A 14,495-nucleotide genomic window follows, 5' to 3' on the forward strand; every position below is an offset into this window, starting at 1 on the left:
AAAAAAACGCATGAAATAATGGCTATGGCGAAGATTGGTTTAGTTACAGTGCTGTTCAAAAGTGATGAAGTGCTCGATGGATTTTTTAAAAGTGTTTCAAAGCAAACGCATAAAGATTACATCCTGTATCTCGTTGATAATTCTGTGAATGATCAATCGAACAAAGTTATTGCTGATTGTCTTGCGGCATATCCCATCTCTGCTTATAAGCACATTAAGAATACAGACAATGTTGGTGTTGCCAAAGGAAATAATATTGGTATTGAAGCTGCATTAAAGGATGGCTGTACACATGTTCTCATCCTGAATAATGATATTGAAATAGAACAGGAAACAGCTTTTGCTTCACAATTGGAGATGATTGACAAAGGGGAGAAGATCATCGTTCCCAAAATATATTACCCCGACAGAACTATCTGGATGGCTGGAGGGGAAATGGTGAAATGGCGGGCTTTGGGTATTCATTATGGGTATAACAAAGCCGATAGCGAAGAGTATAATTTACCAAAATATATCACCTATGCACCCACCTGTTATATGCTGGTCGATGCAACAGTTTTTAAAAAGGTTGGGATGATGGATGAAAAATATTTCGCTTATTATGATGATACCGATTTTGTGTATCGCTCATGTGAAGCTGGCTACAAACTTTATTACGATCCATCGGTGACCATTATTCATAAAGTATCACATTCGTCAGGTGGCGATTCTTCGTTCTACATTTTTTACTCCAACAGAAATAAGCTTTATTTTATCCGTAAGAATTTCTCCGGCTTCCTGAAATACTTTGCAATTGGGTACACCTTCTTTACACGTATATTTTACTGGCTTCGCTTCAATAAAGATCAACGGAAGAAATTAGTGCAGGCGTTGAAAGAGGGCATGGTTTATCCCGTATAATTTCCGTCAGACGGAGCTTACTACCTGTTCGGCAATATGTTGCCAGTTGTAATACTGATAATAATCGGCAGGAGTATTACTTTGTTGTTGTGCGTGTTTCAGTATTTCTTTCGCAAAGCTATTCCAGTCATTATCTGCAACGATGATCAATTTTTCTCCTGTTACAGAAGGTTCAATGCCAATCGCACCGGTTTTAGTTGAGATCACAGTTGTACCGCAGGCAATAGCTTCGATCATTTTTGTTTTTACACCACCACCACTTTGCACAGGATTCAAAAAAAGATCTGCTGCTTTAAAATAAAGATCAATATCATCAACGAATCCTGCGTAGTGAATGTGATGTTGATTCCATGCTTTCAGTTCGTTTAACTCAGCAGGCAAACGCTTGCCTGTAATAATAATGTTATACTGCAGATTTGTTTTCAGCAGAAGCGGATTGATTTGCTCAAGAATTGCAGTTAATGCATCAAGATTTGGTTTGTAGTCGAGCAGGCCATTGAAGAGAAACAATGCGTGCTTTGGATCGAAGTGATGCCTTTTTGCTAATGCATTTTTACAGTGCTGCTTATCATCAGGCATTTGTTTTTGTGTGATGCCATAAGGAACAACAATACACTTATCTGCTTGCAACTTCATGTTGTTGATCATCCATTGCCGGTCATCTTCTGTAATGCAGAAAACTTTGTCGGCCATACGTAAGACGATACTTTCATAAGATTTCAACACCGGCCACCAGCTTTTCCCAAAATTGCGGAATCGTTCGTATTCGATGTTATGCGTATGAATAATCAGTTTGATCTTGCAGGTAATTTTCAAAAGCCACCCAAGCCAGCCAAGATAAGGATGCTCGATAATAACAGTATCTATCTGCTCTTTTTTAATCAACTTCTGTAATGGAAAAAAAGAACTGATATCCGCATACCGAAAACGCCCCTTCCTTAAAATTGGATGAAAGTTGTATGTGTTTGCAAGTGCTGCATTATTGTCTGCTGTGCCTGCAACATGTAAAACGCATTGCTCACCCAAATAATGATTGAAATGAGCAATGAGTTTTTGTCCGCCGGAGAAATAAGGAAGATATGGGTAGGGGACAATATTCAATACCTTCTTCATCTTATGCCTGCTTGCTTGTTTTCCAGGCCATGAATAAACCGCCAAGTACGATCAGGTAAACAAGCAGTGAAGAAATGAGTGCCAATGTATCGCCTATCGCATATGATTTTGGCTCAAAGCGGAATTCAATTTTATGTTTGCCTGCAGGAACAGCCAATCCACGTAGAGCATAGTTTGTTTTAACGATCTCTGCTTTCTTGCCATCAATGAATGCATTCCATCCTGCGGTATAATAAATTTCACTGAATACTGCAAACTGGTTTGTTGCAGCGTTTGATTCATAGTTAATGATATCGTTTTTATTTTCGATCAATTGAATGCTTGCTGTTGAATCTGCAACAGGTTGGTTTGCGATCAATGATTTGAATTTTGTTTGCACAACAGCTGTATCACGCAGGTTGGTGCTGTCCAATGCTTTCATTTCTTCCTTACCATCAGCTACATATTTAATTCCTTTTACAAACCATGCTGGTCCAAATGCACCTGGGTTTTGTTGTGCAATTGGTTGTCCGTTCTGCGGATTCTGCACAATAAAATACTTTGTATTGAGCATGTTCAACACCTGCATATTGTTTTTACCGATCTGGTTTTCGATCAGATCCTGGTATATCTGCAATTTAGCCGGGTGATAACCTCCAATAGAATTATGATGATAGGCTGTAATAGATTCGTTCGTGAAATCAACAGTTGTATTTAATACCCGGTAATAACCTTTGTCCTGTTTGATCATCTTATCCGCCTCGGTCATGGCAAATGCATTGTCAAAATCAGATGGATCAACAAAGGTGCTATCATTCAAATAGCGTTTACCAACTGTCAACAGATCAAACGAACTCAATACAAGCAATATGATCATAACTGGTAATGGCTGAAGTTTTTTTCTGCTCGCCAACCATAAAACAACTAAAGCAAGTGCCAATAAAACAACTGTACGTGTTAGGTCGCCTGCAAATAATCCTTTACGGTCGGTTTGAATGGCAGTTACAAACCCTTTTCCGAATTGTTCAGCCTGTTGTTGCATTTCAGCCGTTGGTTGTTGTCCCTGTTGAGTGGCTTGTTGCAACATGGCTGTACTCATGTTTTCTTTTAAACGTGCATCACCAGGTGATGAATAATCGAACGAGAAATACAGAACGCCAAGAATGGCTACAATGGCTGCAGTAGCAATAGCTGTTTGCTTAAATGCTTTCTTGATCTTTTCGGTGCTGTTATCACCAAACAATAAATTGTTCACTGCAACAACTGCAAGTATCACAAAACATAGCTGCGGCATCACAAGACCCATCGAAGGCGCACGGAATTTTTTATACAAAGGAAGATAGTCGAACAGGAAGTAATTGATGCCCTCTACATTTTTGCCCCATGCAAGAATGATCCCGAACATACCTGCTGCAAACAGACTCCATTTCAACCAACCCTTTTCAAAGAACATCGCAAATATGAACAGCAACATAATAACAGCTCCAAAATAGACAGGACCTGATGTTGGTTGCTGTTGTCCCCAATACGAAATGCCATTTGCAAATTGCAGGGCCTGGTCTTCAGGATAACCTACTTTCTGCATTTCATCAGCAAACTGAGAAGTCTTGTATTCGTTACCACCATTACTGCCTCCATATATACCCGGCACAAGCAAGGTGAACGTCTCTGTTATCCCAACACTGTATTTAAATGCGTAGTCTTTATCCAATCCACCACTGGTGGTATTCTTATCTTTTGTTTCTTTCAATTCACTCACTCCCCCACGCATACTTTCTTTAGCATATTCCCATGTAGTAAGTGTGCCTATGGCATTTGTACCTAAAGTGATAATGCCAATGATTGCAGCAAGAGCTGTTGCCTTTAATGCAGATACAATTTCTTTTTTCTTAAAGCTGTCAATGAAATAACCAACAGTAACAGCGCCTAAAATGAGTAATGTGTAATAAACGATTTGTAAATGGTTCGTGCCAAGTTGCAATGCAAGCCCTGTTGCCAATGCTGCACTTCCCAGCCACCATTTTTTCTGAAACAGGAGTAACAAACCTGCAACTACCAGCGGTGCATAACCGATGGCCAGCATTTTTGTGTCATGCCCTGCACCAACGATAACTGGATCGTAGGTTGAATAAGCATAAGCCAATGCGCCCATAATACCGATCCATGGATTTATCCGCAGTACCAATGCCAGCAGGTAAAAACATAAGCAGGCAAGAAAAAAGAAATTGATCGGTTTCGGTAAGCCGAGTGTTAAGATATAACTCACGTAATGAAACGAAATGTTGTGTGTGCCTTCCAAAGCGATCTGGTAAGTAGGCATACCGCCAAACATGCTGTTCGTCCATTTGGGGAAATGGCCAAGCTGTTCCTTTTTTTCAAACGACTGTTGTGCCATTCCTTTCCAGCCAATATTATCATGTGCATTCAATACCTGTCCTTCGAGTGCAGGTTTGCAATAGGCAATTGCAACAATAACGAAAACGATCACTGCTATGGCGTGTGGAATCAGTTTTTTGAAATCAAAGTTCATGAGGAAAATTTTTCAGTTTCAGTGAGGCAAAATAATGGTATTTTGGGGGATTGACAGCATTTTTAACGGTATGAAAGGATTTTTGTTTTTCAGCAAGGTGGCGTTTATTCTGAATGGGTTATTCTTTATTGCTTTAGGATTTCAATATGTGCGTGTTGACCTGCCACAATCAGCTGCGTCAATACTTGTTGTAGGCGGATTATTCCTTAGCTTGATCGTGAACCTTTTCATCAACAGTTGGTTTGTAGTTCTGTTGGTACGAAAGAGAATTGAACTGAAGATCAACAGTATTTTCTTTTTGAATCTAGTGGTACTCATTATTCAACTATTCATCTATCTTATATGATCAGACAGATACTTTCTGATAAGTCCACCAAATTGTTTCTTGTGTTGGGCGGTTTCTTTATCGCTAACGCCCTGATTGCGGAAATCATCGGTGTAAAAATATTCTCGTTGGAAAAAACATTGGGGTTTACGCCAATGGAGATCAATCTTTTTGGGAATGCTTTGTCGGTAAATCTTACAGCTGGTGTTTTATTATGGCCGGTTGTATTTATCATGACCGATATTATTAATGAGTATTATGGTATGAAAGGAGTACGTTTTCTTTCCTACCTCACAGCCGGCTTAATTACGTTTGCATTTATCATTTTCTTTTTTGCCATGAAATTAACTCCTGCAGATTTTTTTATTACCAGCAAGCAGGGGAGTGGCGTGCCGGATATGGAAAAAGCATATAACAGTGTGCTGGGGCAAGGTGGTTTTATTATCATTGGTTCATTAACTGCATTTATACTTGGTCAGTTGATCGACGTGTTTGTTTTTCATCGTATTAAAAAAGCAACAGGTGAAAAAAGTATTTGGTTACGTGCAACAGGATCAACACTTGTATCGCAATTCATCGACAGTTTTGTTGTGCTGTTCATTGCATTTTACATTGGTACAAGGGTAAATCAGCAAGGCAATGATTTTGTGTGGCCGATGAGTTTATTCCTTGCGGTTGGCTTGGTGAACTATATCTACAAATTTGTTGTGGCAATTTGTTTAACTCCGGTGATCTATCTGATTCACTATTTAATTGAACGATACCTGGGAGTAGAAAAAGCAGCTGAAATGAAAAAAGCTGCAATGCTGGATTAGGAAAGGAGAATGGACGATAGACCACTGACGACAGAAGGAGATATGGCTATTTACTTCTAATCACTCACTTTTCTCTAATGCTTTTCTTTCAGCATTCGTGCAACCAACTTGTCAATAGGGAGTGTAACTGTTTCTTCGTTGAAATGTTCCCAATCAATTAACCGAATTACTTCCGATTCACCTTTGGGGTCGCTCACCTGGTGCGGTTCAAAATCGAAAGCTGTTGTTTTGAAAGGCAGTAAGATAGGCTCAAGCGGTTTTACATAATAGTAAATGGAGAGGATCTGGTGTGCTGTATTAAAAGCGCTTTGCTGGTAAAAATCGGTTGTATATAAATGGTCTCCAATTTCTGAATCGATGAACAGTTCTTCTTTTATTTCACGCCTTAAACAATCTCTTGTGCCTTCACCAATTTCCAAACCACCACCGGGGAATTTGGTGATGTAAGCTCCACGTATATATTCATCACTTACCAATACTTTTTTATCGTCAGTTATAATAATGCCGTAAACACGAACCGTCAGTGTCATAAATGTTCAGCTATTTAAAATAATTTCTTTCGAAGAAAATAGATGCCAAGTAAAAGTGATAACCCAAGCGATATCAGGATCGGGAAATAAAATGCAAAGGCAGAATGGGAACCAGGTATCGGCACATTCATTCCATAAATACTTGCCACCAATGTTGGCAATTGCAGCATTACTGTCACCGAAGTTAAACGCTTCATCACTTGGTTCTGGTTATTGCTGATGATGCTGGCAAATGCATCCATGGTTGAGCTGAGGATGTTGGTATAGATATTCGCCATCTCCAATGCCTGGCTGGTATCAACGATAAGATCCTGCAAAAATTCATCTTCCTCATCATTCAACGCAAGGAAGTTGGTGCGTTGCAGTTTCATCAACAGCATTTCATTACTGCGCAGGGCAGTAACAAAGTATACCAGACTTTTCTGGATACGCATCAGGTCCAGCAGCTCTTCATTCCTGTTAGCATCATATAACTTTTGCTCTAACAGGTTTCGACGGTGATTGATCTCTTTCAAAAATTCCATGTAAGCCTGCACCACTTTTTCAAAGATCTTCAACACCATCATATTCCGTTTGTCGGGGTGACGGTTTTGAAATGTGTTCAGGAATTTTTTAATCGCACCATTATCGAACGAGTTTACCGTTACAATCTGGTTATGCGTAAGAATAATACAAATAGGAATGGTGATGTAAAAGGCATCACTATCATTGAACGAATTGTTCTCGGCAGGTGTTTTGATGACGATGAGCTTTACATTATCTTCCAGCTCATAACGTGAACGCTCATCAATGTCCAACGAATCCGTTAAAAAGTCGAGTGGAATATCTAAGGCATCTGCAATCTCTGTAAACTCTTCCTGCTTCAGTGGGGGTACAATATTTACCCACGCACCTGATTCAGGTTTTTCGATGGCAAGTGTTTTGCCGTTCTCGTTTTTAAAAAATTGCAGCATAGCGGCGCAAAGGTAAGTGCCCCTTGTTAATCTGCGGTTGAAAATTCGATGGCTTCGTTTTTCCTGTTGCGGATGGTTTTGTAATGGTGAGTATTATGAAACAGGTTAAAATAAAGTAGCTCCCGAATGGTGATCAGTCCAAGTACTGGATGCTGCACCTGGTATTCATCCATGGAATCATCTTCCCAATAATATCTTATCTGGTCGAGGAATTTTGTACATATATGTTCAAACCTGAAAATGAGTTTTTCTTTGGCACCTTTTTCCTCTTTCACATTTGGGATGTAACGCTTATCCTGCTCATAACCTGCATCAAGCTTTTGATAATAGTCTTGTAACAGTTCTTCGTATGAACGTGATGCATGATCGGGTTTGCCGTATTTCCATTTCAGAAAAAACTTAGGAGCAAACAAACCAAGCCAGCTTTTATGAAGACTTAAAGAAAGATGTTCAAGATTTTCTGCAATCGACCATTGCTCTGATTTATAAAAAAACAGGGACTCATCCATTTGCCGGCACTGCTTGACGATGTCGTCAATTGTGTTCTCAGCATGGCTGATGATCTGAAATTTGTTTAAATGATACCGTTTGGCAATCATCGGGTGTTGGGGGTTAGGGTTTAGGATTTGGATTAAAGTTCGATCGTACCCGAGAAGACAAATGTGGCAGGGCCACAGAGCCATATGTTTTCAAAGGACGAGTCGGATTTCTTTTCAAACTTCACTTTCAACTCTCCGCCCGGCGTCAGGATCTTTTTCTCCTGTTGCCCGATGGTGCTGCTGCTTGCAGCAATTGCTGCGGCTGTAACACCTGTACCACAACTCAGGGTTTCGGCTTCTACACCCCGTTCATAAGTACGTACACTGATAGCATCGTCATGAAGCTGAACAAAATTAACATTGATACCCACATCTGAAAAAGGGGGTGAGTAGCGAATGCGCTTGCCCTCTTCAAAAACTGCGGTTTTTGCTATATCCTTTTCCCAGCGGATATAATGGGGTGAACCGGTATTTAAAATGGCATGGTCTGCAAATTTCTCCACTTTATCAACGTCTTTCATCTTCAGTTCCACCCAGCCGTTTTCTTTTACCAAAGCCTCATGAAAACCGTCTGTAGCAAGGAATGCAGCGGTTTTGTCGATCACACCAAGGTCCCTCGCAAAGGCCACTAAACAGCGGCCACCGTTACCACACATACTGCCTTCATTCCCATCGGCATTATAGTAAACCATCTCAAAATCATAGCCTTCTTTTAGCTGCAACATCATCAAACCATCGGCACCGATGCCGAATCTTCTATCACATAAATTGGCTATTTCTACGCTGGTTAATTGCGTAAAATTACCCGATCGATTATCCAGAATAACGAAATCGTTGCCAGTGCCTTGGTATTTATAAAAAGGAATGGTCATGAATTGGCTTAAAGTTGAAGGTCTGATGTTTCAAATTGAAGATTAAAATTACGACTTATTAAACTGATGCCCGTTCGTTGCAATGCGTAGGAACGTTAAACCTTAAACGTTCGACTTTGAGCTAAATAGTGGCAATGATTTCCAAGGACTTTTTAATCAAATTCTCCACGGCCGCCCCGCCATCTTTACTGAATTCCTTCTTTACCCGGTTGGCAACAATGGCGCTGATGGAAAGGCATTGATGCCCCATCATTTTGCCCAAACCGTAAATGGCAGAGGTTTCCATTTCAAAATTGGTAATGCGGTGTTGACCGAATTGAAATTGCGTTAATTGATCAATAAGTGCCGGGTTGGAGAGACCCAAACGCAATACTCGTCCCTGTGGGCCATAAAACCCGGGACAGGTAACAGTAATACCATGATGATAGCCTTCTACAAAATGTTTCAGCAGTTGAGAACCGGCTCCTGTTATATAGGGATGCGAATGGCTATCCTGCGCTTGTGTATGGGTGATGAATGCGTGTAGTAATTGTTTCTCTTCTTCATTATTATCATGACGATAGAAATGAAGCAAATTGTCAATACCCAAACCATGCGTTGATACCACAAATCCATCTACTGGAATGTTGGCCTGCAAAGCACCGGAAGTACCCAGCCTGATGATATGAAGCGAAGTTAAATTGGGTTTGATAGTTCTTGTTTCAAAATCAATATTTACCAACGCATCAAGTTCGTTTATTACAATGTCAATATTGTCGGGACCGATGCCTGTTGATACTACGGAGATGCGCTTATTGCCGATATAACCTGTATGCGTAATAAATTCACGGTGTTGTAGTGTGTGCTCAACCTTGTCAAAATGTTTTGAAACTTCCTTTACACGATCCGGGTCGCCCACGGTAACGATGGTGCTGGCTAATTCATCGGGTCTTACATTCAGGTGGTAAACTGCGCCTCTGTTATTGATGATCAGTTCACTTTCTGCAATTCTTTGCATAGTTCTTTGGGAGTATTTACCCGAATATACTACATTTGCACCTCACAAATTGGTCCTGTGGCCGAGTGGCTAGGCAGAGCTCTGCAAAAGCTCGTACAGCGGTTCGAATCCGCTCGGGACCTCAAAAAAAATGAAAAGCGTTGGAAACCATCCTGCGCTTTTTCTGTTTGTAAACTATGCGTAATTCAAACTATATAGGAATTTTTGCTGGATTGCTTATGATCATAGCAGCCATATTTCCCTGGATATCTATCACCTCAATTGATGCTGTAGTCACAGGTTTCGGTTCTGAAAAAGTAACAAGATTTGGAATGCCGGTTTTAATGAATCTGTTCATGATTGGGTTATCAACGATTTTTTTTCTTGTACCGAAATTATGGGCCAAGCGGGCAAACCCTTTTGCTGCCGCAATCAACTTTGCCTGGGCATTACGTAATCTATTACTACTTTCTACCTGCCGAAACGGCGAATGCCCGCAAACCACTGTTTGGCTGTATGTTTATTTCGCTGCTTCCTTGATTTTATTGGTAATGTCGGTGTTACCCGATATGAAAGTGATTGAAAAGAAATAAGGTACAATGAGCAAGGTTCAAGAAGAAAAATCCAAAATCCAGAAAACAAAATCCAATGTCGAGTGTCCAACCTAGAACTTAAGAACTCAGAACTAGCAACGCTTAACTGTTTTATGCTGCGTTAATAACAAGAGGCTCAGGTTCATACTCACGACCAACTTCATCTTCTGTATTCAATTCCACACGATGCAGAATATCTTTCAATGTTGCAAAACGTTGGATCATGTACGGCACCGTATCTAACCCGCTTACAAATTTCAGAATATAAGTATAGATGCCGATCATATCACCCGCCTGTAATGTTTTTCCATTTACAGACGAAACAGTTAATAGCGACGCAGTGATGATCAACATCACCAGTAATTCCATAACACCAAAATTCCATGCTTCCTGATCGCTGATCTTGATCTGCCATTTACGTAGTTTGTTATAATGTTCGTTGATGCGTAAGGGATTTCTTGTTGCAAGTACATTGATCTGTTGCTCCAGTTCATCGTTCTTTAATTTATTCAAACGACGCATGCGTTTGCCATAGATATAACTGGTAATGGTAACGGGCACCAACATCAATAAACAAAGCAACACTACTTGTGTATCATAAAAGAATAAGAGTATCATGGATCCTGCAATATTGTAGACTGCTTCAATAATATAGTTGAGATCAAACTCAAGGAAATCAATAAACTCTCTTGACAATGTTGAGTGAGCACTGAGTTTTGACAGATCTTTTTGTTTGTGTTTGCTCATCAGCTTTACCACAAGTGACGTATAGATCTCAGAATAGGTGCGTGAATCGTAACGGTGGCGGATAGTGCCTGTCATCACCCATAACAAATGAGCGCCGGCTAAGTAAAATAAACCAAAGTATGAGCCTTTGACGAGGTCGTTCACGGCTTCTCCTAAAAAGTAAGGACGCATCAATAAACCAAGCATCTCTACTGCAAAAAGCGAATAGGTAAGCAGCAGCTTATACTTATACTGTTTTACAATTGTTTGGATAACCCATTTACCAGGCATACTTTCCTTCCTTTTAAAAATCCTCAAAATAGACTGTGCAGAATTGCCGGAGTTTAGTGAAAGAAAAGATTTCTTTTTCCCGGCATTTGGATTAGTAGAGAAGGCAAAGTTAGGTTGATGGGCTGTCAGTGAGGTCTGCTAATTTGCTCCTTTTGTGTGACAGAATTGCCTTGTGCGCCTGAAATAATTTTCCGGCAGTCGGGTGTACCGCACTGGCATTCAAATGTTTCGGCGCTTTCATTGAGCAGATCGGCATAGTCTAATGTGAGCTCCTGCCCGGGTAAAATGGGGTGAAGCGCCACCAGGTTAAGGCCTTTATAAGCAGTGTTCGGTCGGCATGAATGATTCTGCGGTGCCCATTCCGATGGGTTGTTGTCCCATAATATATATACCTCGGTGCTCAAAGGCACAGCATAATGCCTGAACAAAAGCTTCTCTTCGGGCAGCCAGTTCTCTTCCACATATCGTTTGGTTACGATCCGTTGCGGACGTTCTTCGCCTTTAAAGATCACTTCGCCTTCGGTAATATGTGTGGTGGCATAAATTCCAAAGCCGGCAATCGAATTGCCTTTCATCATGTACTTTTTCTGCTTGCGTTTGTGGCGTGCAATGCCTTCTTCAATAATGTGCTGCAGAAAACCGGCCTGGCCAATACCATCGGCTTTAATAATATAATCGGCGCTGCCTTCATACCCATCAGTATAAAAAACAGAACATGTAAAATTGACTTCAAGGAAAAATATCTTACCGGCATCATTCATACGAAAATCCATACGGGCATAACCAACACCCCCAAAACTTCTGAAAATGCGTTGGGCCGCTTCCGTTAGTTGTTGCCTGATGCCTGCATCGGTAACAGGTATATTGCTTTCAGGATGAAGCTCTGATGTTTTAAGTGCGTATGTTTTAAAAGTTCTTCCTTCAGGAAAAATAAATTCAATGGGTTGAAACACTTTGCACTTCTTTTCATCTTTTGCATCAGCTGCAACAAGCACAGTAAACTCTCTGCCGGCAATGTATTCTTCAACCAGCAGTTGAGGATATTCCTTTAATACAGTTGCAGCTTTTTGTTTTAACTCTTCAATAGTGTTACAAACAGAATGTTCATCAATACCTAAACTATCACCCGCTTTCGATGGTTTTACAAACAGTGGAAAGTTGAGATGATTCACATGCTGTTCCAATTGATCAACAGTATCGATCAATGCATAATTTGCTGTAGCCACACCTTCGGTATATGCTACATACTTCATCAATTCTTTTGGCGGATCGTAGAGTAATGTGTTTGGCCCGGTGAACGGAAGATTGAGTAATTCCAAAGTATAGATCACATCAATGGAAGGTACTTCCCATTCGAGATAGCCTTCGCATAGATTTACAAAACAATCATAACCTTTCTTGCTTAACTCAAGCAATTGCTTGTAAGTAGTGAGTTTGTTGAGCAATACATGATCGAACTGAATATGCGGCAACAAATGCGATAAATTCCTTGCAGGATCGTAATATTGGTAATCAACAGCAGATGTAGAATAGTCGGGTTGCAGTACACAGATCTTCATAAACCATCATGCTGTTAACGCACAGCCACTGCCTTTTTTGTTTTTTTGTGATGACGTTGCATAGCGTCTTGTAAAATATGCAGAACTAAACCGGAGTAAGATTGATTGCTTAAACGAACAATAGCACCAATGGAAGTATAGTTTTCGTCTTCACTTAATCCGCATTGTGCATTTACTTCCAGTACATACAATTTGCCGGTGGCCTTATCCATACGTATATCGATGCGGCCGTAACCCGTTCCCCCAACTGCACAATAAGCTTTCCAGCTCAGGTCCATGATCTTTTTCTGTAAGCCGATAGGAGGTAAGTTGTATTGATAAAAATCTTCAAACTCGCCAATGGGTTTTTCCTGTTCATAGGTTTCCCATAAACGATCGAAGGAGAGAAATTTTTCTGTATCGGGTAAGTCTTTATGAAAAATGCGCTCAACCGGTGGATATACTCTTCTGCTTCTTGGCGATTGATGGGAGCCCGAAAGAAAAACGGTGTATTCTGGACCATTGATAAATTCTTCAGCTACCAATCCGCCAAACGAAAAATCCCAGCCACGGTAACCATCAAACAATTCTTTTACCAATGCTTTCAACTCTTCATCAGTATGCACTACATTCTTTACACCAAGGCCCATGCTGCCACCGCTAACCGCAGGCTTTACGATCATGGGTGTGCCCACATAATTGCAAATACCGTTTAGCTTTTGTTTAGCATGATGAATAGGAACCCATTTCGCATGTGCAATACCTGCTTTATCAAACAACTCCTTCATAACGATCTTTGAAGTAGTGTTATCATAAAACGGGGCATCAGCTCCTGTATAAATCAGTTGTTTCTCTTTTAAATAATGAATCACTGAAACGCCGGGTGTGCCATTAACTTCATCACCATCACACAAATTAAGAACAACAGGTGTTTGAAAAGAAGTGGTAGCAGCTATATCGTCAATGATGGACTTAAAGTTACCCTGCGTAACAGGTTGCCATTTCCAATTAAGATTTAATTCAGTAAACACCTTTGTGTATTCATCAATGCTCTGGCTAAAATCATAATAGTAATCGAGATTTGCATCGTTGGTTTGGAGATGCGGTGCCAGTACCCAAATGAAGAGCGGATGTTCGGTGGAAGGAAGAGAATGAAATGGGTTTGAAAGCATAAGTAAATGTATAGATTAATCGTTTATTTCATTCACTTTACCTTCAATAAATGCTGTTAACCGATAATGTTTCAATAAGTCTTTTGATAGTTCTTTTGCTCCTTTTATAACACCAATACAATTTACTTCACCGCAATGGCATGCAAAAGGATCGGCCATGAACCATTCGGTTGATGGATAAAAGAAGGTAAACTCATCGCCTGCAGCAATAGGTTGCAATGCTTCCAGTTCCATTGTACTTGTATTAAAGAATGCATTGGGGTTACAACTGTGGTTAATGTATTGCAGAAATTCAGGATGAAGAATAATATGTTCCTGTTCGTTTACCTGAACGGTGTAACGAGATGGAACTTCATGCACTTCACTTGCGCCGAATTTGCTGATCAAATCGCCGGGTTGAAATGCTTTGGTTGCAAGTAAGAGTTTGTGATTCGTGTCGGGATGCAGGTGAACATCTGCAAATCCGTAATGGCCGGTTACAATGCTTGGGGTGAGGGTTTCTGTACTCATGGGAGCGTTTTAAGTGTTAGATGAGTCGACTGCTTACTTTAAAACAAAGTATTGTCGGTATTAATGCTTTGAAATTAATTAATTGATCTTATAAACTGCAGTTGGTTTAATGAATGTTGAATGAATGTGAATA

Annotated in this window: 15 protein-coding genes and 1 tRNA gene; 5 read left to right on the top strand and 11 right to left on the bottom strand. The window is 40.3% G+C overall.

Annotated elements, in window-relative coordinates:
• The first annotated feature begins 24 nt into the window (after nt 1-24).
• Nucleotides 25-900, top strand: coding sequence for a glycosyltransferase family 2 protein (locus WG954_RS13420; protein ID WP_340437131.1), 876 nt, complete (start codon nt 25-27; stop codon nt 898-900).
• A gap of 6 nt (nt 901-906) precedes the next feature.
• On the opposite strand, the gene WG954_RS13425 is transcribed toward WG954_RS13420, so the two are convergent.
• Together WG954_RS13425 and WG954_RS13430 are read right to left on the bottom strand one after the other, a co-directional pair.
• A complete protein-coding gene (locus tag WG954_RS13425) occupies nt 907-2,013 on the bottom strand; it encodes a glycosyltransferase family 4 protein (protein WP_340437132.1) in 1,107 nt (368 codons plus the stop codon).
• Between the two features lies 1 nt (nt 2,014).
• Entirely contained in the window at nt 2,015-4,522 is a 2,508-nt protein-coding gene (locus WG954_RS13430) for a YfhO family protein (protein ID WP_340437133.1), read from the bottom strand.
• A gap of 70 nt (nt 4,523-4,592) precedes the next feature.
• Between WG954_RS13430 and WG954_RS13435 the strand changes: the two genes are divergently transcribed.
• Both WG954_RS13435 and WG954_RS13440 read left to right on the top strand, forming a co-directional pair.
• Nucleotides 4,593-4,868, top strand: a complete 276-nt coding sequence (locus WG954_RS13435; RefSeq protein WP_340437134.1) for a hypothetical protein — start codon at nt 4,593-4,595, stop codon at nt 4,866-4,868.
• Complete coding sequence (locus WG954_RS13440) at nt 4,865-5,662, top strand: queuosine precursor transporter (protein WP_340437136.1); 798 nt, start codon at nt 4,865-4,867, stop codon at nt 5,660-5,662. The genes WG954_RS13435 and WG954_RS13440 overlap by 4 nt, the downstream gene beginning before the upstream one ends.
• A gap of 74 nt (nt 5,663-5,736) precedes the next feature.
• Here WG954_RS13440 and WG954_RS13445 read toward each other — a convergent pair whose 3' ends face one another.
• The 5 genes from WG954_RS13445 to WG954_RS13465 form a co-directional block, all read right to left on the bottom strand.
• Nucleotides 5,737-6,192: an NUDIX hydrolase gene (locus tag WG954_RS13445; protein WP_340437137.1), complete on the bottom strand. Its 456-nt coding sequence runs from the start codon at nt 6,190-6,192 to the stop codon at nt 5,737-5,739.
• A gap of 14 nt (nt 6,193-6,206) precedes the next feature.
• A complete protein-coding gene (locus WG954_RS13450) occupies nt 6,207-7,145 on the bottom strand; it encodes a magnesium transporter CorA family protein (protein ID WP_340437139.1) in 939 nt (312 codons plus the stop codon).
• Between the two features lie 26 nt (nt 7,146-7,171).
• On the bottom strand, nt 7,172-7,744 hold the full coding sequence (locus tag WG954_RS13455; protein ID WP_340437140.1) for a DinB family protein: 573 nt from the start codon (nt 7,742-7,744) through the stop codon (nt 7,172-7,174).
• A 32-nt stretch (nt 7,745-7,776) separates the two neighbouring features.
• Entirely contained in the window at nt 7,777-8,556 is a 780-nt protein-coding gene (gene dapF, locus WG954_RS13460) for a diaminopimelate epimerase (protein WP_340437141.1), read from the bottom strand.
• A 121-nt stretch (nt 8,557-8,677) separates the two neighbouring features.
• Nucleotides 8,678-9,553 (bottom strand): nucleoside phosphorylase, encoded by an 876-nt coding sequence (locus tag WG954_RS13465; RefSeq protein ID WP_340437142.1) that lies wholly within the window; start codon nt 9,551-9,553, stop codon nt 8,678-8,680.
• 51 nt (nt 9,554-9,604) lie between these two features.
• On the opposite strand from WG954_RS13465, the gene WG954_RS13470 reads away from it, so the two are divergent.
• Both WG954_RS13470 and WG954_RS13475 read left to right on the top strand, forming a co-directional pair.
• A tRNA-Cys gene (locus WG954_RS13470) sits at nt 9,605-9,675 on the top strand.
• Nucleotides 9,676-9,729: 54 nt separating this feature from the next.
• On the top strand, nt 9,730-10,125 hold the full coding sequence (locus tag WG954_RS13475) for a hypothetical protein (RefSeq protein ID WP_340437143.1): 396 nt from the start codon (nt 9,730-9,732) through the stop codon (nt 10,123-10,125).
• Nucleotides 10,126-10,236: 111 nt separating this feature from the next.
• Here WG954_RS13475 and WG954_RS13480 read toward each other — a convergent pair whose 3' ends face one another.
• The 4 genes from WG954_RS13480 to WG954_RS13495 all read right to left on the bottom strand — a co-directional run bounded on the left by WG954_RS13480 (nt 10,237) and on the right by WG954_RS13495 (nt 14,362).
• Entirely contained in the window at nt 10,237-11,142 is a 906-nt protein-coding gene (locus tag WG954_RS13480) for an ABC transporter six-transmembrane domain-containing protein (RefSeq protein WP_340437144.1), read from the bottom strand.
• A gap of 125 nt (nt 11,143-11,267) precedes the next feature.
• Entirely contained in the window at nt 11,268-12,701 is a 1,434-nt protein-coding gene (locus WG954_RS13485) for an SET domain-containing protein-lysine N-methyltransferase (protein WP_340437145.1), read from the bottom strand.
• 14 nt (nt 12,702-12,715) lie between these two features.
• On the bottom strand, nt 12,716-13,852 hold the full coding sequence (locus WG954_RS13490) for a D-alanine--D-alanine ligase family protein (RefSeq protein ID WP_340437146.1): 1,137 nt from the start codon (nt 13,850-13,852) through the stop codon (nt 12,716-12,718).
• Nucleotides 13,853-13,867: 15 nt separating this feature from the next.
• Complete coding sequence (locus tag WG954_RS13495; RefSeq protein ID WP_340437148.1) at nt 13,868-14,362, bottom strand: SET domain-containing protein-lysine N-methyltransferase; 495 nt, start codon at nt 14,360-14,362, stop codon at nt 13,868-13,870.
• Between the last annotated feature and the right edge of the window lie 133 nt (nt 14,363-14,495).

Origin of the sequence: Lacibacter sp. H375, assembly GCF_037892425.1 — a bacterium.
Taxonomy (GTDB): Bacteria; Bacteroidota; Bacteroidia; order Chitinophagales; family Chitinophagaceae; genus Lacibacter.

Coding starts and splice junctions, on each gene's coding strand:
- WG954_RS13420 (WP_340437131.1), top strand. CDS start 25: ATGGCGAAGATTGGTTTAGTTACAGTGCTGTTCAAAAGTGATGAAGTG.
- WG954_RS13425 (WP_340437132.1), bottom strand. CDS start 2,013: ATGAAGAAGGTATTGAATATTGTCCCCTACCCATATCTTCCTTATTTC.
- WG954_RS13430 (WP_340437133.1), bottom strand. CDS start 4,522: ATGAACTTTGATTTCAAAAAACTGATTCCACACGCCATAGCAGTGATC.
- WG954_RS13435 (WP_340437134.1), top strand. CDS start 4,593: ATGAAAGGATTTTTGTTTTTCAGCAAGGTGGCGTTTATTCTGAATGGG.
- WG954_RS13440 (WP_340437136.1), top strand. CDS start 4,865: ATGATCAGACAGATACTTTCTGATAAGTCCACCAAATTGTTTCTTGTG.
- WG954_RS13445 (WP_340437137.1), bottom strand. CDS start 6,192: ATGACACTGACGGTTCGTGTTTACGGCATTATTATAACTGACGATAAA.
- WG954_RS13450 (WP_340437139.1), bottom strand. CDS start 7,145: ATGCTGCAATTTTTTAAAAACGAGAACGGCAAAACACTTGCCATCGAA.
- WG954_RS13455 (WP_340437140.1), bottom strand. CDS start 7,744: ATGATTGCCAAACGGTATCATTTAAACAAATTTCAGATCATCAGCCAT.
- dapF (WP_340437141.1), bottom strand. CDS start 8,556: ATGACCATTCCTTTTTATAAATACCAAGGCACTGGCAACGATTTCGTT.
- WG954_RS13465 (WP_340437142.1), bottom strand. CDS start 9,553: ATGCAAAGAATTGCAGAAAGTGAACTGATCATCAATAACAGAGGCGCA.
- WG954_RS13475 (WP_340437143.1), top strand. CDS start 9,730: ATGCGTAATTCAAACTATATAGGAATTTTTGCTGGATTGCTTATGATC.
- WG954_RS13480 (WP_340437144.1), bottom strand. CDS start 11,142: ATGCCTGGTAAATGGGTTATCCAAACAATTGTAAAACAGTATAAGTAT.
- WG954_RS13485 (WP_340437145.1), bottom strand. CDS start 12,701: ATGAAGATCTGTGTACTGCAACCCGACTATTCTACATCTGCTGTTGAT.
- WG954_RS13490 (WP_340437146.1), bottom strand. CDS start 13,852: ATGCTTTCAAACCCATTTCATTCTCTTCCTTCCACCGAACATCCGCTC.
- WG954_RS13495 (WP_340437148.1), bottom strand. CDS start 14,362: ATGAGTACAGAAACCCTCACCCCAAGCATTGTAACCGGCCATTACGGA.